Source organism: Nostoc sp., from assembly GCF_036917395.1.
Taxonomy (GTDB): domain Bacteria; phylum Cyanobacteriota; class Cyanobacteriia; order Cyanobacteriales; family Nostocaceae; genus Nostoc.
Map to the genome: position 1 here is coordinate 19,105 of NZ_JBALDI010000073.1, position 24,176 is coordinate 43,280.

Sequence of the window (24,176 nt, forward strand, 5' to 3'; positions counted from 1 at the left end):
CTAGCCGCAGCTATTTCGTGCTTTGATTAAACTTCCCTCTAACTCCTGAGCCATCTGTAAATTGAACCGAAAGGCATTATTAGCTTCTGCAACAATCCGTTCTGCTGTTATATCATCAATGGATAATGCATTTAATGCCTGACGATACTTATCCTTAAATGCCTTTTTGTCAGGAATTTGCTCAAAATTGTAAAAGGACGTGCCTTCATAGCCAGAAAGCTTTAGGGCTGACTGAGCAACTTTTTGTAGCATTTGACCCCTGAGAGATCGCCCATGTAGCGAGTGTAGGCATGACCTAGCAATAAGGCTGCGTTCACTAGTAGAAATTTCCCGAATGCAGTCAATGTAGCTCTGAGCAGCAGGTGAGGGTGTAATTTGCTCTCTCCAATTATCCCCACAATGTGCTTTTTGTCCGCACAGGAATTAGCGATCGCGGTGATGTGATTGATCTGGTCAAGAAAGAGGAGGCGGAGCCTCCCAAAATAGTTTCCCAGCCTGGAGGCTGGGAACGAGGGCAAAACAAGACTTTGGACTTATCTTAGTGCCATTCGGGTGAGAAACTAGATAGGAGCGTTCGCATTTGCTATTTCGGCGTTCGCATTTGTTATTTCGGCGTTCGCATTTGTTATTTCGGCGTTCGCATTTGCTATTTCGGCGAACTCATTTGTTATTTCGGCGTTCGCATTTGCTATTTCGGCGTTCGCATTTGTTATTTCGGCGTTCGCATTTGTTATTTCGGCGTTCGCATTTGTTATTTCGGCGAACTCATTTGTTATTTCGGCGTTCGCATTTGTTATTTCGGCGACTGGGTTGTTTGAGTGGCTGTGAAATGATCTGCCGATTACTTGCACCTTACTTTTGTCTCAAATCATCACAAATTGCTTGTAAGTCGTAGTTGAAAGCCTTTGCATGTTCTTCTCGTATTCTATCAGGACTTACGCACGGGTCATGAAAGAACGAACCACAGAGACACAGAGTACACAGAGGAATGAGAGTTTGAGAGGTTTTTTGCGTAAGTCCTATCTATAAATCTCTTCAAGAATTTCATCTTTCCACATATCTACTCTCCCCTTAGTAGGAAACTTGTGCAATTATATTTGAGGCTCTTGCAAGAAAAGTTTTTAGCTTTAATTCTGTAGAACCTGTGCGATCGCCTGAGAAATCGGTAAGCCAGGACAGCGTTCTAACCAGAAAAACTCGCCAACTGGGTTAACCTCAAGAAATACATGACGACCATCAGGAGTCAAAATAATATCAATAGCTCCGTAGTTCAAACGAAATTCTGCCATGAGTTTGAGCAGTTTCTCTTCGACATCTTCAGGCAGAGTGTATGACTCCCAAGCATCGAGTAACGCAATTCCCTGTTTGCGCCAATCGTAACGCGCCTGATCCAAAGCTTGAGAATCAACCGCAGCTGTCAGCACACGCTTACCGACAATAATTGTCCGCAATTCTAATGCCTTGGGGATTTTTTCTTGAAATGTCATTGGGCAGAAACGTAATCCATCGAGGTTGTCCAGATCCTCAGATGAAATTGGATTTGTAAACACAACTTTTTCTCGTCCTTGTTCATCGTAAATGGCAAAGGAAGAGAGCATCTTTGTAATCATTCCCTGCTTACACTCTTGGGCAAATTGCTTCACTGCCACTGAATTGTTTGTAGTTAGAGTGCGTGGCGTATCTAAACCTACCTCTCGTGCTATTTGTAATTGCAGTTGCTTATTTTCGGCTCGGCGAATATTTGGCAGAGGGTCGAGATGGAAACCCTTAATACTGGCAATCATTCCCTCAATGGTGACGCGAGATTCTTTCAGTGAGGCTTGTCTGAGTTGCTTGTCCATCGAGTCAGGAATTCTTGACCCAATTGCAATACGGCGATACCAAACTGCTGACACTTCACTCAAATCTAATGTTTGGTCATCTACGAGCAGAGTAACTCGTTCACTTCCAGCATAGTAAACATCTAAGGTGATTTCTGTGGGAAATCGGTCTGTGTCAAAACGAAATGCTTTCCCTCCTTGGGCTTCAATTGCCTGAATAACTAGAGGAATACTTTCGTTGTCTTGGCTGTGAGTAATGATTAAAACAGTCATTTAAAGGATGAATAATGAAGTACGGTACAGATAAATATAGGGGCTACAAGTTGGTTTTTAATTTTTAAGTAAGGGTATTATATTTAGGACTTGTTGAAAGTAGTGCATCTGCGATCGCATCTGCAATTGGGTATTCCAAATCTTTTTCCAGCATCCCCCACTCTCCTGTAGGATTAATTTCTAAAAAAACGTATTCCCCTGATGGCGTTTTGATGAAGTCAAATGCTCCGAAAATCAGTCCAAACCTTGCCATAAAAGCATCCAGGCAACGGATTAGTTTATCAGGTAATTGATATGGTTGCCAGGTAAGAACTTCTTTTGTCCCACGTCGCCAATCTTGGGTGGATGCTGCATATTCAGACGCATCCAGTGCGCCGACGAAGAGATTACCATTCACATACACTGCACGTAGTTCTAGCTGTTTGGGGATTTGTTCTTGAAACACAACTGGACAATAGCGCAGTGTTTCAGCATCAAGTAAGTCTTCTTCTTTAACGGCGCTAGTATACATGAAAAAAGAAGAGGCTTGCATCCCGTAAGAAAGAGGTCTGAGTAGCTTGGCAACCATTTTTCCTTTTACTTCCCCAAAAAACTCTCGTGTTTGTTGAGGATTGTTGGTGACGATAGTCCGAGGTATGACAAGACCAACTTCTGATGCAATTCTCAGTTGGCGTAACTTGTTTTCAGCTGCACTGATTCGTTGTAAATCATCCACCCAGGTAGCTCCCCTCAGACTGTCCCAAAAGCCATCTAAGACTGCGAGTGATTCACTAGAGCAGGCTGCTTGGAATTGTGGAGCCAATTCTTTACCTAAATCAGGTTGCCAGATCCGCCGCATCCATACAGCTTGTACTTGCTCGGTGTTCAGGGAGCGATCGCCATATTCCAGTTTATGATTACTGCCAGAGTTACTTAAATTCGCCTCGATTTGTACTGTCATCGGAAACTTATCAGTATTAAGGCGAAATGGCTGTGCGCCTCGTTTTGATACAGCTTCTGCAACTCTATCTATTGTAAAGTAATCACCACTATGGGTGATTAATAAAACTACATCACGGTCAACGTGCATAAAATATCTTCATTGAGTTCTTGTATTGTCAACTATTAAAAAAATAAAGCATTAAAAAAGTAAACTTAATTTTAATGGGAAGCCAACCCCTAGATGGAGTTGGCACTAACAGTCTTTTTATTCTAAGAATATTGTTCAAAACCACATCTCTGGTGTACTCAAAAGTATGCAGTTATTGTATTGCCCCTCCATGCTCGTCGCTGTCTGAAGGGGACTTCAAAGTAGTAAAAACCTGTTCATCACTATCAGAGGGAGCCTTTTTCGTTACTACATCTTCTTGATCGGATGGGTACTTCCGAGTTTCCCTCAATTCATCTTTTTTATGCTTATTGGTTACACCACAACGTCCGCCGCCAATCCCTTCTGATTCTTGATCAGATAGGTCTTCAAAGTTTTGCCCTTCTAAAAATCGGGCAAAGAAGGGTACTGCTTGTGAATTTAGTTCTTCTGGTTTATTTTCAGACATAATTTTTTCCTCAGTTTAAGTAATATAAATTTACACTGTTATCAATGATATTACATAGTGTTCCATCTATTAAGCATTAATTTCATGTGAAATTATTTGTAACATTTTGACCCTATTAAGTACTTCGCTGCAAAAGAGAATTAAGATTTAAGAGTGATCAAAGCCAAGCCATCGCTAGCCTCTAAGCTGGATTTATCCCCTTGGACTGCACTCTCGCAGACATTAGTGCAATTACCTTAACCTCTCACGAATGGGCTGTGAGTAAAATCATTTGATTCTCCTGTGCAAATATTCAATAACCCAATGGATGGCGGAAATCACCAACCACTTTGTCAAGTTGTTGAGCGATCGCCAACAACTCCATCTCGCGCCATCGCTTTCCCACAATCTGCATTCCAATCGGTAAGCCATTGTGAGTTTGCCCTATGGGAATCACCACCGCCGGATGACCACTAAGATTAAATGGTATGGTGTAAGCTCCGTTTGCCACCGCATGAGGATAGGATTTGCCCTCAATATCAATGGCGCTCCAAGCCGGACGATGAGTAAATGCAGGGGTTGCTGTCACAGGAGTAAGCCATACATCCCATGCTTCTAAGGCTTCATCGATTTGGGCAATGAAGCGATCGCGCTCGGTGAGTGTCTCGAAATATCCTCTTAAGCTGGGATTCAAAAGTTCTGGGAGAAAGCTGCTGAAATTTCCCAAGTTTCGCAGTTTTTTGTCACCTTGAGTTGCGGTGCGAAAGAGTAACTCTAAACTGCGTCGCAGATTATAGCCATCCTTGGGTTGGGCGTAGTTGTTGATGTATGCTTCCATCCTCCCGTGGAGGTTCCACACTGTCGATAGATCAAAGTCTTTGGGAAGCCAGCGTTCAATATGAGTACCTGCTTGAGCAAGTTTTTGCACGGCTGTCTGTACTGCGCCTCGAATTTGTGCAGCAACAGGAACCTCCACCCATTCATCAATCCAAGCAATTTTAAGCTCCTGCAAAGACTTGCCTGATGGGGTATCAAGGGGAATCGGTGGCACATCTGGGCGACGCAGATCCGCACCAGCGATCAGCGAGAAACAAAGGCGAATATCTTCGAGCGATCGCCCAAAACAGCCAATAGTCAACATTTGTCGCAAACATAGCGGCATTCCCGGTACTTCAGGGATACTTCCTGCGGTGGAAATACGGCGATCTGTTGGCTTTAAACCATACACACCACAGAAAGTTGCAGGCTGGCGCACGGAACCCGCAATATCGTTGCCTATATCTAATGGTGAAAGCCCGGCTGCAACAGCAGCAGCACTGCCTCCAGAACTCCCACCTGCTGTGTAGTCAAGATTCCAGGGATTATTTACCCGAGGAAACAGAGAATTTGTACTTTGAAAATCACCAGCCAGTTCGGCCATGTTCGTTTTTCCAAGGATAACGGCTCCTGCTGCCCGCAGCCTTGCTACAACGGTGGCATCCTGTTGAGGAATGTAGTCTTTGAGAGGAATATAACCTGCTGTGGTACGGAGTCCTACTGTTTCAAAAATATCTTTGATGGTTACAGGGACACCGTGCAGAGCGCCCCAGTGTTCACCTCTAGCTAGGGCTTCATCAGCAAGCTTTGCTGTAGCACGAGCATTGTCTTCGTCTAACGTGCAAATTGCATTCAGCTTTGAGTTATGTTTAGAAATCTGCGCCAGGTAAGCATCGAACACTTCAACAGCAGAGACTTGGCGATCGCGAATCATCTGAGCAAGTTGATGAGCGGGTAGGAAAACTAAGTCACTCATAGGTCGATTTCACCTCATTAATCCAGTCTTTGATTGCGATAAAGCCTTTGTTTCCCGTAGCAACCACCAAGGTGAATAAGGCAAGGCACAGAGGGAGGCTATGGCACTTTATAGACTAATTTTTCCCTGTTTATTATATTTTTACTAATATTACTAAATGCTTAATAATTCTACAGCACAATTAATCGTTCCTGAAACCTTAAAAAAACTCCCTACTTTTCCTACATGAATTCCTACTCGTATAGAATTCATAACTACTGGTTGTTAGGCTGAGAAATCAAGTACACACACTGAATTTTACGCAGAAACCTGTTTCTACCAAAAATCGTTTGAATAGTTCTCACAGCGAGCTTTATTAAAACTATACATAAGAAGCACTGGGTTTATGGTAAGTTTACGCTAGACAAAATTTGTTTCTCAATTTGCGCTTACAAATAATACCCCTTTTTGAAGAAATTTCCGATCATGTTTAGACAAGTTGCTTTTAAAACGCTTGCTGTTACAGTTAGTTGTGGAGTTTTTTAGTTGGTATTACGGTAAAAGCTCCCAAGGTAGATGCAGCTTCATTTGGATCAATTTCTCAAATTTATGTCTTTGGCGATAGCTATTCAGATAACGGAGCAGCATTGCAAATTTCAACCAATGCCGTTAATGCAGGTGTGCCCGATTCAACTCTTTTACCTGCCGATCCAGCTTTAGGATTGTATGATGTAGGGGGACGCTGGACTAATGGATCAACAGCAGTTGAAGTGTTAGCTAGAAACCTCCAACTAAACCTGACAGATTACGCGGTGGGTGGTGCTAAGAGTGGAAATGGAAATTATTACACTTGGCTAGATCCATACCAAAATACTGGCGTATTCGGTCAAATCGACCAATACAAGGCAGGACTTCAGGGACAAACTGCCGATAAGAATGCTCTATATATTATCTTCGCCTCAGCAAATGACTACTTTCAGTATAATGACTTTAATCAGCCTGGTACAATTACACAACTTTCCGCCCAAGGTGTAAGCAATATTGAAGAAGACGTGTCTAAACTAGCTGCACTAGGTGCAAAGCAATTTTTGGTAGTGAATTCTTTAAATCCTGCTATAGTGCCTGCGATAGTAGATGAAAATAAAGTTGATCAAGCAACTGAGTTTAGGGATTCATTTAATACGCTTCTTCGCTCCCGATTAAATGCTTTTAGTCAGCAGTTAGGCGTTGAAATTGCTGAGTACGATTATACTGGCATTAGTAACTTGATTCGCTCCAAACCAGGAGACTATGGTTTGATCAATGTGAATGATCCTTGCCAACCTACTTTTACTGAGATTAAGCCTGCGTGTTCAACGCCCGATCAATACTATTTCTGGGATGAATATCATCCAACTCGTCGTATACATGAAATTATCGGTGAGGACATGACAAAGTTTGTGGTATCTCAACAAGTAAAAGCAGTACCTGAACCATCCAATGTTCTCAGTTTGCTCTTTACTTTGGGTGTGATCGGCACAGTTACCAGACGTAAGAGAATATTATCTGGCCCAGCCACCATCAATAATTAATTTTTCCCAACTCCAAAAGACACTTCATTATTAAATTGACGACTTGTCTGATTAAACTCTCAATCGCACCACTACCAATAGGTAGTTTTTTTGCTAAAATTCTAGCGTAATTTAAACGCTCTTCACCATATACGCCTAAAATATAATTTCTCTGTGAAATCATTGTTTTACAACACTCTCCAGTGGCTGAAATGATAAATTCATCCATCTGCTTTATGAAGTTTAAAACATTACTTTTTCTCAAAGTGTTGTGTGCTTTATAAAACTAAGATTTACATTTTTTTCATCATTAAAAACAGTATATGCAAATCTTTGTAAATGTTCGGTGACGTGATAAAAATCATATTCCAGATTTAGGGCGAGTAGTTGGCGCTGGTGCTGACTTATTTTGCAGAATTGCAATTTCCCGCTGTGCATCTTGATAACTATCTTGTTCTCCTTGCTGCTGGAATAGTTTTGCAGCTTTTTTGAAATCTGCGATCGCTCCCTGTTTATTTTTTTGTTTGGTGCGAATCACACCCCGGTTATAGTAGGCTAAGGCATTGTTAGCATTAATGGCGATCGCTCGTGAATAATCCTGATTTGCAGCTTTTTTATTTCCCAGTTCTAGATAAGCATTACCACGGTTATTGTAAGCTGCTATATTATTAGGATCTAGTTTCAGTCCTTCGGTATAATCTTCAATAGCGCCTTTATAATCTCCGAAAGAAAAGCGGTGAATACCTCTGTGGATATAAGCTGCAATAAATTTAGGATCAATCTGTAAAATAGCATTGTAATCTTCAGTAGCTTCGAGTTGATCTCCCATATCACTGTAAACATCACCACGATTAAGATAAGCTTCTATATATTTAGGATTGATGCTAATTGCATCCGTATAATCTTTAAGTGCTGCATATTTTTGTTTATTGATAGATTGAGTTAAACCCCTTTGATAATAAGCTTTGGCATCACTAGGATTAATCTTAATTACTCTATCAAAATCTTGGATTGCTTCAAGTCTTTGTCTGAGGCGACGGTGGAGAATCCCTCGCTGCAAGTAGGCTTCGCTATACTGAGGCTTGAGAGCGATCGCTTTGCTAAAATCTCCAATTGCGCCTTTACTATCCTTCAGTTCAGTACGGGCTAACCCCCGGCCATAGTAAGCATATCCATTATCAGAATTTAACTTAATTGCTTGCGTATAGTCAGCGATCGCTTCTTTGTATTTGTTTAATTCAGACAAAGCAAATCCTCGGTCAAAATAGGCATTAGCATCTTGAGGATTGAGTAAAATGGCTTGGCTAGAGTCTGCTTTTGCTTGTTCATAGTCTCCTAATCGATAATAAGCATCGCCTCGCCGATTATAAGCCAAAGCGTTTTGCGGATCTAATTCAATAACCTGATTGAAATCTTCAACTGCTCCTTCATAGTTTCCGGCGTCATATTTATTTACTCCTTCTTGATATAATTGTTGTTGAGCATCACTTACAGATTTTAGCGACCTTAATTGCCATGCTCCAACACCAAGTGTGATACAGCCAGCTACCCCCGCTAGAATTAGTAATAATTTTTTATCATGCTGTTTTTGCTGATCGCGATCAACATTTGTTATATTTTTTAGATCATCTAAAACTTCGGTTGCATACTGGTAGCGCTTACGATAGTCAAAACGCACCATCCTATTAAGAATTTTTGCTAATTTTCTGTTAATTTTTAGATTTTTGTGAAGCCAAACTATTTCACCTGTGAGCTTATTTTTGTGACTTCGCAGTTGAGATATTTCCTTTGCTGGTAAACCTAGAAGTGCTGCGATCGCAACTATACCTAAAGCATATATATCGCTGTTGTATTTGAGGTTGCCGTTAACTTGTTCTCTCGGCATATATTCGAGATTATCAACGGTCTTGGTAATGGCTTCGTTAACAATAGCAAAATCAACTAAAACTAACTTTTTATCTGACTCACGACGAATAATATTTGCTGGTTTAATATCCTGATGAATCATCCCATAACTATGTACAATCTTCAAAATTTCTAATATGTCTGATAAAAGAGGAATAACTTGGTCTTCGCTCAGAGGTTGTCCCTGGATAATTTCATTAGTTAAAGGGTTACCAAGGATGAATTCTTGGACTATATATAATTTTTCCTTTTCTTCAAAATAAGTAATTAGCTTCTGGATTTGGTCGTGTTCCTGTCCTAGTTTTTCTAAAGTTGCTGTCTTACTGTCAAACAAGCGACGCAGGATGGTTAAAGTTTGAGAATTGCTACTATATGGACGTAACTGCTTTACTACAAATTGGCTGCCAGGAAGATTAACATCTTCAACTAGATATGTTTTCTCCTTTTCACCATCATTGAGAACTTTTAGTATTCGATAACGTCCATCTAGGAAATGAATATTCATCAATATAAATATAGTTTTATAAATTGCTTGATTATAGCTTAGGTGTTATTAATGTTAAAAATTAAAAATCAGATAAATGTGTAGACTGCTACGGCGTGTCTCTACAATCTGCTTACCAGAACAACGTGAGTTTGACGAACCTCTTCCACCTAGCCTCTCTCTCCTTGTAGGCTACGGTGGACACACAAGTTCTAAAAACCTAGCTTAATCAGGCTTTCCTCGTTCCCTCGTTTCCCCTCGTTCCCATGCTCTGCATGGGAATGCATTCATTGAGGCTCTGACTCAATATCTAACTTGAGGCAGCAGCCCCTAATTAGCCATTCCTATGCTCCGCATAGGAACGAGAGAAATCTCTCTCTGCTTTGGGGAGAGGTTTGCAGAGGAGTCATATCAAATCTATCGAACTCACGTTAACAATACAGGTCGATGTTATGCCATTGCAAGTCGATGTTATGCCATTGCAGGTCGATACATTAACAATGCGGCCGATGCATTAACATTGCAAGTCGATACGTTAGCAATGCAAGCAAAAAATAGTCTCTGTATCCACAACAAAGAGGGAGTTAGAGTCAGATTTTACGCAGGCACGACAAATTTCTCACTACCAGCCAGTTCAAAGGCTGCATGAATGGCTTGCAAAGCTTTAACACCTTGCTCTTGCGCCACGACACAACTAATTTTTATTTCTGAGGTGGCAATCATTTGAATATTGATTTGTTGTTGGGCTAAAGCTTCAAACATTTTAGCAGCAACACCTGGTTGTCCTATCATACCTGCACCGACAATACTCACCTTAGCGATCGCACTATCTAAAACAACTTCACCCCATCCTAATTCTGCTGCTACTTGAGTGAGCATTTTTTTGGCATTTTCCCCATCCATCCGTGAGACTGTAAAGGCAATATCCCGCCTGGGAACACCATCAATAACTCGACAGCGCTGAGATTGGATAATCATATCAACGCTGATATTATGTTGCGCTAATAGTCCAAACAGCTTCGCCGCCATCCCCGGACGATCTGGCAACTGGCGAATAGCAAGACGCGCTTGGTTCAAGTCTAAAGCAACGCCGCGAACGGGAGGAGTGGGGGAGGAGTGAGGAGAGACGCGATTAATCGCGTCTGTATAGGGGTTAGCAGGAGAGACGCGATTAATCGCGTCTGTACAAGGGTTAGGAGTTAGGAGTTCTCCCTTGCTCTTTGCTTCGATCTCAAAGGCGCTGCGGAGTGCTAGGACGGCGCGATCGCATTCGGCTGCATTGACTACGCAACTTACTTTCACTTCGCTGGTGGAAATCATTTGGATATTCACACCAGCTTCGGCTAAGGTGGCAAACATCTTTGCAGCAACACCAGGACGGCCAATCATTCCCGCGCCTGCGATGCTGACTTTGGCAATGTTATGTTCTATCATTACCTCGGCTTCGTCAAATTTGGGGTTAGATTGACTCCTCAGTGCTGGGGCGATCGCTGCTGTTACTGCTTCTGCCCGTTTTAATATTGGTGTGGTGACCGTAAAGGCAATGTCATTACTATTACCCTCATGAATTGATTGAATAATCAAATCTACGTCTACTTTTTGCCGAGAAATTTCGCCAAATAACCTTGCTGCTACGCCTGGTTTGTCGGGTACGCGCAATAAAGCAACCTTCGCTTGGTCAGTGTCAAATTCTACATGATCCACTGGACGGGCAATTTCTAGATTGATCAGCGATCGCCCTTGGGGTTTAGCTGATGTTACCCAAGTACCGGGGTCATCCGTCCAGCTAGACCTAACTACAAGGGGAACACCATAGTTACGAGCAATTTCCACAGCGCGGGGATGTAGCACTTTTGCGCCCAAGCTAGCTAGTTCCAACATTTCATTGCAGGTGATCGAATCCATCAACTGGGCTTCGGCAACTAAGCGGGGATCTGTAGTTAAAATACCTGGAACATCTGTATAAATTTCACAAAAGTTTGCTCGTAATGCAGCTGCGATTGCCACCGCCGAGGTGTCAGAACCACCACGACCCAAAGTCGTAATTTCCATCTCTCCAGCGCTGGAAGTACCTTGGAAGCCAGCTACTACAACTACTTTACCTTCATTTATGTGGCGAGTTAGGCGAGTAGTTTCAATATGCAAAATCCGAGCGCGGCTGTGTTCGGCTTCGGTAACAATTCCTACCTGAGCGCCAGTCATCGAGATTGCAGGCTGTCCGAGTTCCTGCAATGCCATACTGAGTAAGGCGATCGTTACTTGTTCGCCAGTAGAAAGCAGCATATCCATTTCCCGGCGGTTAGGATTTGGAGAAATTTCAGTAGCTAGTTTGACGAGTCCATCGGTGGTTTTGCCCATTGCGGAAACCACTACGACAATAGAGTTTCCAGCTTTAACAGTTTTATAAACGCGTTGTGCAACAGCTTGAATCCGTTCGACTGAACCGACAGATGTACCACCGTATTTCTGAACTATGAGCGCCATAACTTTTTATTTAATCAATTGTGCCTGCTTTCATCAACGCTTCCGCCTGGTAAGGAAGCCTTCAAGGCTTATCAGTTATATAGTTTACTAAATATCGCGGCGAATACCCTATAATAATTGACTATTCAAAAACTACATCTTCGTAGAGTGCTGCCATTGTTTCCTCAAAATCCACGCTGTTGAGTCGAAATGATTGATGGTCTGACGTGTAGGATTGTAAAACCCACAACCCTTGCTCATTGCGTCGAAAACACTCAACTCGTTGACGTTTTGTATTAATTAAAACATATTCTTGCAGACTTTCCAGGGTTTGATAATCGGCGAATTTGTCGCCCCGGTCAAAGGCTTCAGTAGAATTAGATAAAACTTCGACAATTAAACAGGGAAATCTTTTATAACCTGGGGTTTCTTGATCTCGTCGATCGCAAGTAACCATCACATCGGGATAATAAAAGCGATTCAGAGATTCAATTCTGGCTTTCATGTCAGCGATGTAAACACGCCTTCCGGAGCCGCGCACATGATTACGGAGGAGAGCGAATAGGTTTCCCGCAATTGTAACGTGTGGATCTAGCGCTCCAGCCATTGCGTAGATGTAGCCATCTATATATTCATGCTTGATATTGCTCTGTTCCTCCACTTGCAGGTATTCTTCAACGGTGACGTAGTTTTGTTGGGGCGAGGCTATCATAGTTGAAACTTTAGGATTTGAGTGATACTGATTTCTAGGGTAGCGTTTGCTGTAGATTGAAGTTGGTTTTTGAGAGAGATTTTGGAGAGATAATTTTATGTTAGGTCTAGACAGAATTACATTTTACCCTAGCATTATGGGTGGACAAGCTTGCATTTGCGGAATGCAAATTCCGGTTTCTTTATTAGTCAATTTGGTAGCTAATGGAAAACCTGTAGAAGAATTTTTAGAAGAATATCCTGATTTAATCTATGAGCTTTTTTACAACTTTCTCTAAAGAAAGCGATCGCCTCTAGCAGTCAGGGCAAACGCATCTAAATTACTTTTGATCGCAAACAAGCTTAAGAACCAACGACAAAATCGGCATTTCTCGTTTGGTTTACAGGACTTACGCACAGCTAACGGAAAATCGAACCACAGAGGCGCAGAGGTCACAGAGAAATGAGAGTTTGAGAGATATTTTGCGTAAGTCCTAGTTTAGTTTCCAAGACTCAAAGCGATTTTTACGACGGGCTACGCCTACGCTAAATTTATGTCAATAAGTGGCGATTAATATAATTACCTTCCAGCCTATTGAGAATAAAATCTTCTTGTTGATATAATGCGTTTGTCCTGCACTGATGGTTGATTAGTTTGCAGTCGTTAGATGAAATCATCAGTCATTATTGAACGGATATATAGTCAAGCTAACTATCTTTGCATTTCCCCCTGTTGTATACATCCTGAACTGTTTATTGGATGCATCAGGAAAGAATAAACCGCTTAACACGATTCGTCCATCGCCCGCAAACACTTCTACCGAACTTCGATCTACAAGAATCCGAAGTTTTAAGATGCTATTATTCGTACTAGATACCACAATAGGCACCTGAGCGATCTGCGATCTTGTACTGGGTTGGGCGTTCTTTGAACCTGACATGAGTCGCTGATTTATTGGTGCTGCAAGCGGAACAGAGGTAGACAACCATTGACCGATAAACCCAGACTCTGGTTGAGTTAATTCTGAAGTCGATCCACCCGCTTCAGAAGCAGAGCGCGTTAGTGATAGCTCTCCCTTGTCAGCACCAGTACGTCGCCATGTCAACACCATTCCTTGCGCTGTATTACCCGCTCGAAGCTGAATCTTGATTTGGGAGTTGACTTTGGGCAAACCTGCAACATCAATTGCTAGGTCAGCATCGAATGCCGTGGAACGAAAATTCTTCAGCTCATCTGGTGTCTTGTTGGTCAGGGGTTTATCCTGCAACCGAGTAACACGCCCAAGCGCAGAATTTCTTAGAACCGTTAGTTCTTGAACTGGAGTTTGAGTCAGCCAATAGCTGCCATTATCTCTAATCAGCCCCAAGTCTCGTGGAATGCTCAACTGTCCTCGCCAGGGCGTTGTTGGAACTTGGTGGGCGTAATGCCAATTATCTTGCCAGGCCGCTAAGATTCGTCGTCCTGGAGTGTTAGACCAAGTTTGAGGTGCATAAAAATCTGACCCAAAATCTAAAAGTCGAGGCTGTGACTCCTGCTTGAACTGCTTACCATCGAATTGGCCGATGATATAGAGACTACGTGACGTGAAATTTCGTGACCTTTCACATTGCTTTTTGAGGGCAGGGGCAGTGAGTGGCATTCCAGTACTGTCTCGAAAACCCTGGCAGGCCACAGGCGGAGTGAATCCTTCGCTGTAGGTTAGTACCCACTTGGTTTCGCTAGTCTTGGAATTGCTGACGGGTAACTCAATCAAATCTGGGGTTTCGACAAAAGGGCCTAAAGTGGTGAGGCTGCTGTAGAGGGGAAGAGAGGACAGAAAATTCCACTGTTTGAGATTTGCAGACTCGTAAAGCTCGATTTTGTCTCCAACAGCTAATATCATGACCCAGCGCCCTTTATAGGGGAATACTTTCGGATCTCGAAAATCTGGTTTAGCAGATGATAAGTTAGGCAACACACTCTCCGGTGCTTTAAAAGATTCGCCTCCATCGCAGCTAGCAGCAAGCCACTGATCTTGGAGGGTGACGATTGGAGTATTCTTCGTGAATATGGAAGCAACACAAAGGTTTGAGCAGACGCAGGGTAGCTGTTTTGCTGCCTCACCACTAACGACCACCGCCGACCCCGAAAAGGGAGACCAGACTTGATTTTGATCGTCACTACTGCCAAGAAGATCCATCGGCGGATTGAACATGGCGTCTCTGCGCCCAGACCAGTGAACCAAATCAGTGCTAACCGCATGTCCCCAGTTTAGTTGACCTCCATTATCCCTGGAGAAGGGAACTGCCTGATAATAGAGATGGTACTTCCCATTGACGTAGACAAGACCGTTGGGATCGTTCATCCATCCCCATGAGGGGGCAAAATGAAACAAAGGTTTCCATGAACTGTTGGGATATGCCTGCACATTCAGCCGAACTGTTTCAGAACCTCCCTTGGAGTAATAAAGGTTTGGGGCGATTTTAACCGTCAGGTTAAAATCTTGATTTTTAGGGACATCGAGAGGTACAGCAACTTCCAGTAGAACCTGCCCTTTGGCTCTACCCTGTGCAAGTCCTTTCTTACTAAGAAGCCTGACACCAATTCGTGCATCTGAGGAAGCGATCGAAGTCGCAAAATCAATCCCATCTCCTATAACAGTAATACGACGTGTTTCACCTTGATGAACACTACCACCTCCAACAACCTTTTCGATCGCAGACCGAGCAGGAGCAGGAAAAATCAACAAAGCTGCGGTCGCATAGAGCATAGAAACAATACGCACTTTCATCGCTCTTCTCCAAAGAATATCCTTACAATTCCGGCTGAAACTTCACCACCTTGACGCCAGGAAGTCAAGTGATCGCTTGTAGATTTCACTCTAAAGTAAAGCCTCACCATCTTGATATTCTTTAATTTTGCCGTATAAACTGGTAACTGTTTCTTGAACAAACAGTTTTTCTTTAACTTGCAAATAGTCACCTTCACTGAGTTTGCAAGCTGCCCAAAATTTCATTACCTTAGATGGTTCTAAATGAGCAAGTAAAACCTGCATCACTTCTTGTAAATTTTCTTGTTCGTTAATAACTTTAATTTCCATTGTCTATCTCCAAAATAAAATTAGTTGGGTTGATTACTAAGAGTGATAAATCTTGGCAGCGGTTGACTAATCTCCGATCGCAAGTAATAAAATAATTACTTTGGGAAGCCTCCGCACACGCTACATAAAGTGCATCGATAGGTTTAATTCATTGTTGTTCTAATTTTTCTGCTCTCACTCTAATATTTTCATCTATTAATACTCTCAAGGCAGCTATTTGTAAATATCGCTCCATCGATTGCTGATTTACAAGAAAAGGGTTACGGCTATTTTCATATTTTAGAACTGAAGAACTAACTAATTCTATTAATCTTGCCTCCACCATTTGTAAAATTAAGATGATAGCTTGTGTTTCTAGAAATATTTTTGGCTGTGTTTGGTCGTCAAACGGACGATTATAAATACTGGTATCTAGATAAACCCTGGTCATACAGTTTTTTTACAACTTTCTTTAAACAAACGCGATCGCCTCTAGCAGTGCGATCCACGCGTTAGCGTTCCTGGAGCGTTCCGCAGGAAAGCTTACCGTTGGCGTAGCTCAAGGTAGAGAAGGTATTGCCTGTCGATTTACACTTCTTTTTTAGGATCGCCAGCTTTTGGCTCAATGATATACCAAAATGAATGCGTGAATTACTCAAATGAGTAAGCAAACTGGGGTTTGAGAAAGTAAAAGCTGCTTTTGCTTGCGGAAAACATCAAAATGTGAAATTAAAAGCTGCTTTTGCTTGCGGAAAACACCAAAATGTGAGATTAAAAGCTGCTTTTGAGTAAGTCAAAACTGCTTTTGTTTGCGGAAAACACTAAAATGTGAGATTAAAAGCTGCTTTTGAGTAAGTCAAAGCTTCTTTTGCTTGTGGAAAACACCAAAATGTGAGATAAAAAGCTGCTTTTGAGTTAGTCAAAGCTCATTTTGAATAAGTAATCAGGCATTTTTACTTAGTTCAATATGAATTTTAGTTTAGGCGATCGCAAATCTAACTTTTAACATGGTACGCTTTGCACAAAACTTGCCTATTCTGGATTTGAGGAAAGGCGATCGCGAAGATTTGCCAAGTTTTCACGACAAGCAACAGTATTGGGATGATTCACCCCTAACCGCCGCTCCAAAATATCCAAAGCTTGGATGTAAAGGGGTTCGGCATCGCTGTATCTGCCTTGGGAGGAGTAGAGATACGCTAGGTTGTTGAGGCTAGTGGCGACATTTGGATGTTCTTCTCCCAGCAGCTTGCGACAGAGTGCTAGAGCTTGGATGTAAAGGGGTTCGGCATCGCTGTATCTGCCTTGGGAGGAGTAGAGTCCCGCTAGGTTGTTGAGGCTAGTGGCGACATCTGGATGTGATTCTCCCAGCAGCTTGCGCGACAGTGCCAAAGCTTGGATGTAAAGGGGTTCGGCTTGGCTGTATCTGCCTTGGGATTTGTAGAGTGCCGCTAGGTTGTTGAGACTTTGTGCGACATCTGGATGTGATTCTCCCAGCAGCTTGCGCCTGAGTGCTAGAGCTTGGATGTAAATGGGTTCGGCTTGGCTGTATCTGCCTTGGGAGTAGTAGAGTCCCGCTAGGTTGTTAAGACTTTGTGCGACATCTGGATGTGATTCTCCTAGCAGCTTGCGCCTGAGTGCCAAAGCTTGGATGTAAATGGGTTCGGCTTCGCTGTATCTGCCTTGGGAAAGGTAAAGCTCCGTTAGGTTGTTGAAACTTTGTGCGACATTTGGATGTGATTCTCCCAGAAGCTTGCGCCTGAGTGCCAAAGCTTGGATGTAAATGGGTTCGGCTTCGCTGTATCTGCCTTGGGATTTGTAGAGTCCCGCTAGGTTATCGAGGCTAGAGGCGACATTTGGATGTGATTCACTCAGTAGTTGACGCAAAAGTGCTAAAGCTTGGATTAAAAGGGGTTCGGCTTCGCTGTATCTGCCTTGGGATTTGTAGAGTAACGCTAGGTTGTTGAGGCTAGTGGCGACATCTGGATGTGATTCTCCCAGCAGCTTGCGCCTGAGTGCCAAAGCTTGGATGTAAATGGGTTCGGCTTCGCTGTATCTGCCTTGGTAGTCGTAGAGTGCCGCTAGGTTGTTCAGACTAACTGCGACATCTGGATGTGATTCTCCCAGCAGCTTGCGCGACAGTGCCAAAGCTTGGATTAAAAGGGGTTCGGCTTCGCTGTATCTGCCTTGGGAGTTGTAAAGTAACGCTAGGTTGTTGAGACTTTGTGCGACAGATGGATGTGATTCTCCCAGCAGCTTGCGCCAGAGTGCTAGAGCTTGGATGTAAACGGGTTCGGCTTCGCTGTATCTGCCTTGGTAGTCGTAGAGTGCCGCTAGGTTGTTGAGACTTTGTGCGACAGATGGATGTGATTCTCCCAGCAGCTTGCGCGACAGTGCCAAAGCTTGGATGAAAAGGGGTTCGGCTTCGCTGTATCTGCCTTGGGAGTTGTAAAGTAACGCTAGGTTGTTGAGACTAACCGCCACATCTGGATGTTCTTCACCCAGCAGCTTGCGCCTGAGTGCCAAAGCTTGGATGTAAATGGGTTCGGCTTCGCTGTATCTGCCTTGGGAACGGTATAGTTCCGCTAGGTTGTTGAAGCTAAGTGCGACAGATGGATGTGATTCTCCCAGCAGCTTGCGCGACAGTGCCAAAGCTTGGATGAAAAGGGGTTCGGCTTCGCTGTATCTGCCTTGGGAGTTGTAAAGTAACGCTAGGTTGTTGAGACTAACCGCCACATCTGGATGTTCTTCACCCAGCAGCTTGCGCCTGAGTGCCAAAGCTTGGATGTAAATGGGTTCGGCTTCGCTGTATCTGCCTTGGGAACGGTAGAGTAACGCTAAGTTGTTGAGGCTAAGTGCCACAGATGGATGTTCTTCTCCCAAGCGTTTTTTAGTGATTTCTAGACACTGCTTACACCAAGGTACTGCTTTGTCATACAATCCCTGACCTTGATAAAACCGAGCGTTGCCGAGGAATGGCCAAATTAAATCATCATCACTGACATATTGAATGAGATTCTTCGCTACTCCTACTATGTGAGGTATGGCGGAGGTGACATCGTTGATTTGCTCAAGGGTGGGTGAGTCAGGAATATGTTTAGCAACTGCTACCATTACCCGACAAAGCGATCGCTTAAGTTCCTTTGCCTTTTCTAAACCTGTACACTTATATTGGAAAAACTGCCGCAACAGTGGATGCAATTGGTAAATTCCCTCACCTTTGCGCTGGAATAAATGTAGATTCAGCAAGCTATCATCTCTAATTTCTTCTAAATCTTCGACATCTTCCTCTGGTAAACACTGTTCCACCAACTTCCAAGGTATGGGTGCGGCTGCAAATAAACTCAATAAACAGCCCAATTGTTTATCGTCGTCCTCTAATTCCTGCCAACTCAACTCAAAGGCAGCTAACACACCTCGTTGTGCTGTCATGTCGGCTTCCGACTTAGATTTAGAGAGGGAACGCTCATCTAATCGCTTGTTCTCCAACCGCCGCAACATTTCTGTTAGAGATAAATCCTGTTTCCGCGCCAGATAGCGCCCTACTAATTCCACACCCAAAGGTAAATATCCCAGCCACTCACACAACTGATTTGCTAAAGCTAATTCTTGCTCAATTCGCTCTGGTGTTTCTTTGAGTAAAGACCTTAATAACTCCAGCGCCGCTTCTGGTTGCAGCACATCCAAAGATAACTGTGCGATGCGTCCCAACTTCTGGCGCGTAGTCATCAGCACTTTAAACCGAGAAGGTAGCGACTGTAAGTAAGGCTTAACTTGCTTGTAGTCGCTGACATCATCCAGTACTAGCAGCACATTACCCTCACGCCAACGCCGCCAGCAATATTGCACTTGCGCGAGTATATCAAAATCTTCTGGCGGCTTTAAATCAAGTTGCGTTCTCGCAAACTGCACAACTTGAATGCCCACATCCCCAGTTTTTGGTAGTAACCAGCAAAGCCCACCGTTGTATGTTTCGCGGTGCTGGATGGCATATTGTAAGGTGAGTTCTGTTTTACCAACTCCACCCATCCCGGCAATAGCTGCGATCGCAACTTGTTTATTATCCTGCAAAAGTTGGTGCAGTTTTTGCAATTCTTCTTCACGCCCGACAAATTCCACCACCCCACTCAGGGGCAAATTTTGCGGTATTCCAGTTGGGGGATTTAACTTTACCCGTTCCCCTTCAGGCGGCTGTAGTCAGAAGTTTAAGGTGTTACCAGAAATAGTATTAGTTCCACCTTTAATATTTATCCCCTTCCAATTTTCAATAATAGTGTTCGTAAGTTGAGGTTGTGCCTCATTAGCTACAGCTCCCACTGCTTGAGCAATTTCAGGATCTTTCTTTGCCGCTTCCTCTACTTGCTGCCCAATAAGATAAGCTTGACCATAATCTAAAGGTTGTGCTTTAGCCTGTTCGATAACCTTTGCCGTGCTAGGTTCCTTGCGTTTGAGCAGAACTAACAACTTTTCGCCTTCGTCCCAAGCCTTTTCGCCGATGATTTCACCAGTTTTTTCAAAAGCCTTGATGATGACCAAGGTTGCGATCGCAGCTGCTGTCAGTGATACTGGCTCCATAAGTTTGCCAAAATACACGAGATTTTACTTATGGTTCTCAGTCTAACAGTCTCTAAACAGGTAATGAAAAACAAATAGCAGAATAAATTATAAAATAATTTAAGGGACGACTCCAACAGGTGAAATCGTCCCTCCCAACTTATAAAAGTGAAATATTCGCTATTTGCTTACCCTGAAAGGTTCAACCCACTCATCCCAAGAGCGATCGTAGCCATCATAAGTAACTTTATAAAGATTGTTACTAACTTCTAAAATCTGTCCTTGATACCATATCCCCTTCCACAAAATTCTTACTGAATCTCCCGTTTGAAATGATGCCCGAAAGCGTGAATATGCAACCCATTCATTGCAGGAACTATCATAACCATCGTAGGTAATATGGCACTGATCATCATTAACATTAAGAACCGTTGCCGGATACCATGTTTCCTGCCAAAGAACCTCAGCCTTTTGTCCCACAGCATAGGGTGAAGCAGCAAAACTACTGGGAATCAATGTTCCTACCCAAGTTTCCCTAATCTTCATAGCAAACAATACTCTGTTTTTCATAATTTTTTCTATCCTCAATCAGTAAAACCGAATTTTGATGATGATTTCTGGAAATCTCATTCAAAATTTGCCACTAACTGTTACTATCTTTATGGAATTGAATTAGCGATCGCCTCAGCAAAAATTATGATTTTCCGCCGCTATTTGTAAAGATATCGCTGAAGTATTCCGTATTTTAAATTAACAGCAGTTACCGATTTTACTTAATTGAAAGTTTTAGATCGCCGACTTCTTTAAGAAGTCGGGGATCTTGTTGTTCGTGTTCATACTGAAACGGGACTTTAGAGTTTATTGATATTTTTGAAATTACCGGATCTCAATCTAATTTCATAAAGTCCTAGCAAACCCGCCGCTATTAGCAAAGGTAAGAAATAGTAGACTCCCCGATAAGCCAGCAATGAACCCAAAATTGCTGCACCAGAAACTTTTGAGGAGAGAATCAGCAAAATTATAGTTTCAAACACTCCCAAACCACCGGGGACATTACTAACAACACCTGCAAACATCGCTAGTAAGTAGATTCCCAAAAAATCCAGATAAGACAAAGATATATTAGCAGGAAGCACAGCATAAAGAACTGCCGCTGCAAAAATCCAGTCAAAGCTTGAAATTGCTATCTGTGCAAGGGATATTTTAAAAGAAGGAAATCGAAATTCTTGTCCACGAATTATTAACGGTTGTTTAATAAGAATACTTCCTAGCAAATAGATAGCTACCAATACCAGAAAAATCACGCCGATGGGACGCACAGTGATAAAAGGTAAATGTAGTTGAGTGGGAATTTTCAGTGGGTTGACAAGGAACAAGAAACCTGCAACGGCAAACATCCCCAACCAAAAAGTAAAATTGGCAAAAGCAATTACTTGAGCGATCGCAACTGCTGACACTCCCCAACTAGCATAAAATCGATAACGGATAGCACTGCCAGTCAGCAAGGCAAAACCGATCGTATTACTGAACGCAGAGCTAATAAAGTTGGTTAAAGCAATCTTGTTCCAACTTAGGGAACGATTAATGTAGCTAAAACCTAAGATATCATACCCAATCATCACTAGATAGCCCAAGGCTGTCAGCCAAATTGCCCAGCTTAAGCGACTTTTGGGAATAGCAGCTAGAGAGTTGAGGATATCACGATAATTATACTCACGCAATTCGTTAGCGATCGCCCACAGAGAAAGCACTAGCAGTAATAAGCCGAACAGTGTGCTGAAATTGTGTTGCAACTTTTTAAGCATAGTGAAGAAACTTATCCTAACTCTTGACTTTTAATTTACAACCAGTCGTAAAGTTTCCATCCTGTTGACACAGCATTGACAAATTACTTGCGTAAACTTGATGATTGCCAGCACCAACTGCCAAATGCCCCATACGCTTCAAAGATGAACTACAAACAATCTAAAATTCTCTTGCTAGTTTCAGTATTAACTCTAGTTAGCTGTAATTACCGTCAAACTGTAGCAGCAAAAATACCTCAACAGCAGGATTTACAAACCCAACCTAATGCTAGCGACGTAGCTACTTCCTTAACTTACAAAATTGAAACTTACGATAGTCAAGTAATGGGCGCAAGTCGTACCTACGGCGTTTCTTTACCCCCTGGCTATGGGCAAAACCCAAAACAAAGCTATCCTGTAATCTTTCTCCTCCACGGTGGACATGGTAACCCCACTGATTGGTTTATTCAAAACAAGGGACAAGCTCTCAAGACTGTGGAACAACTTTATACTACAGGGAAGTTGCCACCCAGTATCATCATCACACCAGATGGCAACGACAAACGTGGCTCTAGTCCCTACCGGGACCCTGAATATATTGATGGTCCTAACGGTAAAGTCTCCACAGCCGTGGGGGATGAGTTAGTAAAAGTTGTGCAAAGCCGTTATCGGACACTAACCAATCCAGATTTTTGGGCAATAGGTGGTTTATCTTCTGGTGGTTGGGGAGCAATCAATGTAGGATTACATAACCCGGATCATTTCTCGATCTTATTTAGTCATAGTGGTTATTTTCAGGATAAAAGCGGCCCAATCAATAGTCCAATAACTTATATCAAAACCATTCCTCCACAAGCTAAAAAAAGGTTGCGGATATACTTAGATTCAGGTAAATCAGATGTTGAAGAAATCGACCAAGCCGAACAATTTGCTAAAGTCCTAAACGAACTAAAAATTTATAATCTATTTCGTGAGTTCCCTGGCAGTCATACCTGGAAATACTGGCGGAAACATTTAGCCGATTCTTTGACATTTGTGGGGGAACAATTTAAATCTTCTAGTATAGCAGATAAATCTGAAAAATTAGATTTATCTGCTAAAAATACTCAAAAATAATCCAATTTTATCAAAATTTAAATATTGAAAACTCTGCTGTAAAATTGTAGCAGATTAACTATAAGTAAGTTTGAATAGAGGTAACTTTTTTTACCAACTAAAAGAAGATGAAAATTTCTAAATTTTTAATTAGTTTGGCAGGAGCGATCGCTATCCTTACTATTAGTGGATATTATTATGTATTTATCTTAGGTGCGCCGCAACTAGACCCGCCCCAAAAACAAGCAAATACTGGGCTAAAGTTTCAATTAGCAACCTTCAACTCCCAAGCGATGGGTGCAGTCCGTAACTACGGCGTGATTTTGCCCCCTGGTTATAACAAAAATCAGCAAAAGCGCTACCCTGTGATATTCTTACTACACGGTGGTCATGATGATGCCCGTGCTTACGCTGATAAATATGCAATTTTAGACATACTGCATAAGCTTTATCAAAATGGAAAATTACCACCATCGATTGTGATTACACCTGATGGTAATGATAATCGCGGTTCTAGTCCTTTGTATGATCCTGATTACTTTGATGGGCCGAATGGCAAAATAGGGACTTTGATTGGTTTAGAATTAGTACAAGTTGTCAAGTCGCGCTACCGCACTTTAGAAAAACCCCAGTTTTGGGCGTTGGGAGGTCTTTCTTCTGGGGGATGGGGGGCTTTTAATATCGGATTACGCTATTTGAACAACTTTCACATTCTGTTTAGTCATAGCGGTTACTTTACTGATAATAGCGGTTCACAAAATAGTCCCCAACAAATCGTGCAACAGCTATCACCTGAAGATAGGAAGCGATTGCGTGTTTACCTGGATGCGGGTCTGAACGATACTAATTTACTGGCTTCTACCAAAGCCTTCAACGAAACCTTAAACAATTTAGGCATTGCTCACGTATTTTATGCCTTTCCAGGAGGTCATGGTTTGTCTGGTCCTGATATAGGCTGGAACTACTTCCACAAGCATCTTAAAGATTCGCTCTCCTATGTGGGGGAACAATTCAAAAAAGTTAAGAGTTAAGAGTTAAAATTTGAAAAATCAGGTTCTACCGCTCTGGTTGTGCTACGACATTAAAATTAAGGTGTTATGAAGAAAATTCAAAACGTCAAAACTTAATCTGTATAAGTAACACAGCCGATAAAACTAGTTTGTTTATTATTTTAGTCCCTAAAGAGAGTGGTAGAGCCAAAACTCCTAACTTCTAAT

Annotated in this window: 21 protein-coding genes and 2 pseudogenes; 6 read left to right on the top strand and 17 right to left on the bottom strand. The window is 42.5% G+C overall.

Annotated elements, in window-relative coordinates; genetic code table 11:
* Positions 1–396, bottom strand: a pseudogene (locus tag V7K46_RS24590) (biliverdin-producing heme oxygenase); the annotation flags it as partial.
* A gap of 5 nt (positions 397–401) precedes the next feature.
* Here V7K46_RS24590 and V7K46_RS24595 point away from each other — a divergent pair.
* Positions 402–542: a hypothetical protein gene (locus V7K46_RS24595; protein WP_335117792.1), complete on the top strand. Its 141-nt coding sequence runs from the start codon at positions 402–404 to the stop codon at positions 540–542.
* 18 nt (positions 543–560) lie between these two features.
* Here V7K46_RS24595 and V7K46_RS24600 read toward each other — a convergent pair whose 3' ends face one another.
* The 5 genes from V7K46_RS24600 to V7K46_RS24620 form a co-directional block, all read right to left on the bottom strand.
* A complete protein-coding gene (locus tag V7K46_RS24600; protein ID WP_335117794.1) occupies positions 561–851 on the bottom strand; it encodes a hypothetical protein in 291 nt (96 codons plus the stop codon).
* A 276-nt stretch (positions 852–1,127) separates the two neighbouring features.
* A complete protein-coding gene (locus V7K46_RS24605; RefSeq protein WP_335117796.1) occupies positions 1,128–2,093 on the bottom strand; it encodes an MvdD family ATP-grasp ribosomal peptide maturase in 966 nt (321 codons plus the stop codon).
* A gap of 64 nt (positions 2,094–2,157) precedes the next feature.
* Positions 2,158–3,162: an MvdC family ATP-grasp ribosomal peptide maturase gene (locus V7K46_RS24610; RefSeq protein WP_335117798.1), complete on the bottom strand. Its 1,005-nt coding sequence runs from the start codon at positions 3,160–3,162 to the stop codon at positions 2,158–2,160.
* A gap of 172 nt (positions 3,163–3,334) precedes the next feature.
* Positions 3,335–3,628, bottom strand: coding sequence for a microviridin/marinostatin family tricyclic proteinase inhibitor (locus tag V7K46_RS24615; RefSeq protein WP_335117800.1), 294 nt, complete (start codon positions 3,626–3,628; stop codon positions 3,335–3,337).
* A 292-nt stretch (positions 3,629–3,920) separates the two neighbouring features.
* The gene (locus tag V7K46_RS24620; RefSeq protein ID WP_335117802.1) at positions 3,921–5,399 is read right to left on the bottom strand and encodes an amidase; all 1,479 of its coding nucleotides are present in this window, start codon (positions 5,397–5,399) and stop codon (positions 3,921–3,923) included.
* Positions 5,400–5,908: 509 nt separating this feature from the next.
* On the opposite strand from V7K46_RS24620, the gene V7K46_RS24625 reads away from it, so the two are divergent.
* Positions 5,909–6,949 (top strand): SGNH/GDSL hydrolase family protein, encoded by a 1,041-nt coding sequence (locus tag V7K46_RS24625; protein ID WP_335117804.1) that lies wholly within the window; start codon positions 5,909–5,911, stop codon positions 6,947–6,949.
* 22 nt (positions 6,950–6,971) lie between these two features.
* Here V7K46_RS24625 and V7K46_RS24630 read toward each other — a convergent pair.
* Positions 6,972–7,294: pseudogene (locus V7K46_RS24630) on the bottom strand (ISLre2-like element ISCst1 family transposase); the annotation flags it as partial.
* A complete protein-coding gene (locus tag V7K46_RS24635) occupies positions 7,290–9,338 on the bottom strand; it encodes a tetratricopeptide repeat protein (protein ID WP_335117806.1) in 2,049 nt (682 codons plus the stop codon). The gene V7K46_RS24635 and the pseudogene V7K46_RS24630, both read right to left, overlap by 5 nt.
* A 76-nt stretch (positions 9,339–9,414) precedes the next feature.
* Between V7K46_RS24635 and V7K46_RS24640 the strand changes: the two genes are divergently transcribed.
* Positions 9,415–9,546, top strand: a complete 132-nt coding sequence (locus V7K46_RS24640) for a hypothetical protein (RefSeq protein ID WP_335117808.1) — start codon at positions 9,415–9,417, stop codon at positions 9,544–9,546.
* Between the two features lie 368 nt (positions 9,547–9,914).
* Here V7K46_RS24640 and V7K46_RS24645 read toward each other — a convergent pair whose 3' ends face one another.
* Positions 9,915–11,801, bottom strand: a complete 1,887-nt coding sequence (locus V7K46_RS24645; RefSeq protein ID WP_335117811.1) for an aspartate kinase — start codon at positions 11,799–11,801, stop codon at positions 9,915–9,917.
* Positions 11,802–11,922: 121 nt separating this feature from the next.
* On the bottom strand, positions 11,923–12,492 hold the full coding sequence (locus tag V7K46_RS24650; RefSeq protein ID WP_335117813.1) for a Uma2 family endonuclease: 570 nt from the start codon (positions 12,490–12,492) through the stop codon (positions 11,923–11,925).
* A 97-nt stretch (positions 12,493–12,589) separates the two neighbouring features.
* On the opposite strand from V7K46_RS24650, the gene V7K46_RS24655 reads away from it, so the two are divergent.
* On the top strand, positions 12,590–12,769 hold the full coding sequence (locus tag V7K46_RS24655; RefSeq protein WP_335117815.1) for a DUF433 domain-containing protein: 180 nt from the start codon (positions 12,590–12,592) through the stop codon (positions 12,767–12,769).
* A gap of 378 nt (positions 12,770–13,147) precedes the next feature.
* Here the strand turns inward: V7K46_RS24655 and V7K46_RS24660 are convergent, their stop codons facing one another.
* The 7 genes from V7K46_RS24660 to V7K46_RS24690 all read right to left on the bottom strand — a co-directional run bounded on the left by V7K46_RS24660 (position 13,148) and on the right by V7K46_RS24690 (position 21,885).
* A complete protein-coding gene (locus tag V7K46_RS24660; RefSeq protein ID WP_335117817.1) occupies positions 13,148–15,241 on the bottom strand; it encodes a glycoside hydrolase family 32 protein in 2,094 nt (697 codons plus the stop codon).
* A 90-nt stretch (positions 15,242–15,331) separates the two neighbouring features.
* Positions 15,332–15,550, bottom strand: coding sequence for a hypothetical protein (locus V7K46_RS24665; protein WP_335117819.1), 219 nt, complete (start codon positions 15,548–15,550; stop codon positions 15,332–15,334).
* Positions 15,551–15,698: 148 nt separating this feature from the next.
* Positions 15,699–15,980 (bottom strand): hypothetical protein, encoded by a 282-nt coding sequence (locus V7K46_RS24670; RefSeq protein ID WP_335117821.1) that lies wholly within the window; start codon positions 15,978–15,980, stop codon positions 15,699–15,701.
* A gap of 581 nt (positions 15,981–16,561) precedes the next feature.
* Positions 16,562–19,663: a tetratricopeptide repeat protein gene (locus tag V7K46_RS24675; protein WP_335117823.1), complete on the bottom strand. Its 3,102-nt coding sequence runs from the start codon at positions 19,661–19,663 to the stop codon at positions 16,562–16,564.
* A gap of 60 nt (positions 19,664–19,723) precedes the next feature.
* Positions 19,724–20,101 (bottom strand): hypothetical protein, encoded by a 378-nt coding sequence (locus V7K46_RS24680; RefSeq protein WP_335117825.1) that lies wholly within the window; start codon positions 20,099–20,101, stop codon positions 19,724–19,726.
* Between the two features lie 159 nt (positions 20,102–20,260).
* Positions 20,261–20,650 (bottom strand): agenet domain-containing protein, encoded by a 390-nt coding sequence (locus tag V7K46_RS24685; RefSeq protein WP_335117827.1) that lies wholly within the window; start codon positions 20,648–20,650, stop codon positions 20,261–20,263.
* A gap of 281 nt (positions 20,651–20,931) precedes the next feature.
* The gene (locus V7K46_RS24690; protein ID WP_335117829.1) at positions 20,932–21,885 is read right to left on the bottom strand and encodes a lysylphosphatidylglycerol synthase domain-containing protein; all 954 of its coding nucleotides are present in this window, start codon (positions 21,883–21,885) and stop codon (positions 20,932–20,934) included.
* A 144-nt stretch (positions 21,886–22,029) separates the two neighbouring features.
* Here V7K46_RS24690 and V7K46_RS24695 point away from each other — a divergent pair, with 144 nt between their 5' ends.
* The gene (locus V7K46_RS24695; RefSeq protein ID WP_335117831.1) at positions 22,030–22,980 is read left to right on the top strand and encodes an alpha/beta hydrolase; all 951 of its coding nucleotides are present in this window, start codon (positions 22,030–22,032) and stop codon (positions 22,978–22,980) included.
* Positions 22,981–23,087: 107 nt separating this feature from the next.
* Positions 23,088–23,990 (top strand): alpha/beta hydrolase, encoded by a 903-nt coding sequence (locus V7K46_RS24700; RefSeq protein ID WP_335117833.1) that lies wholly within the window; start codon positions 23,088–23,090, stop codon positions 23,988–23,990.
* Positions 23,991–24,176 lie beyond the last annotated feature (186 nt).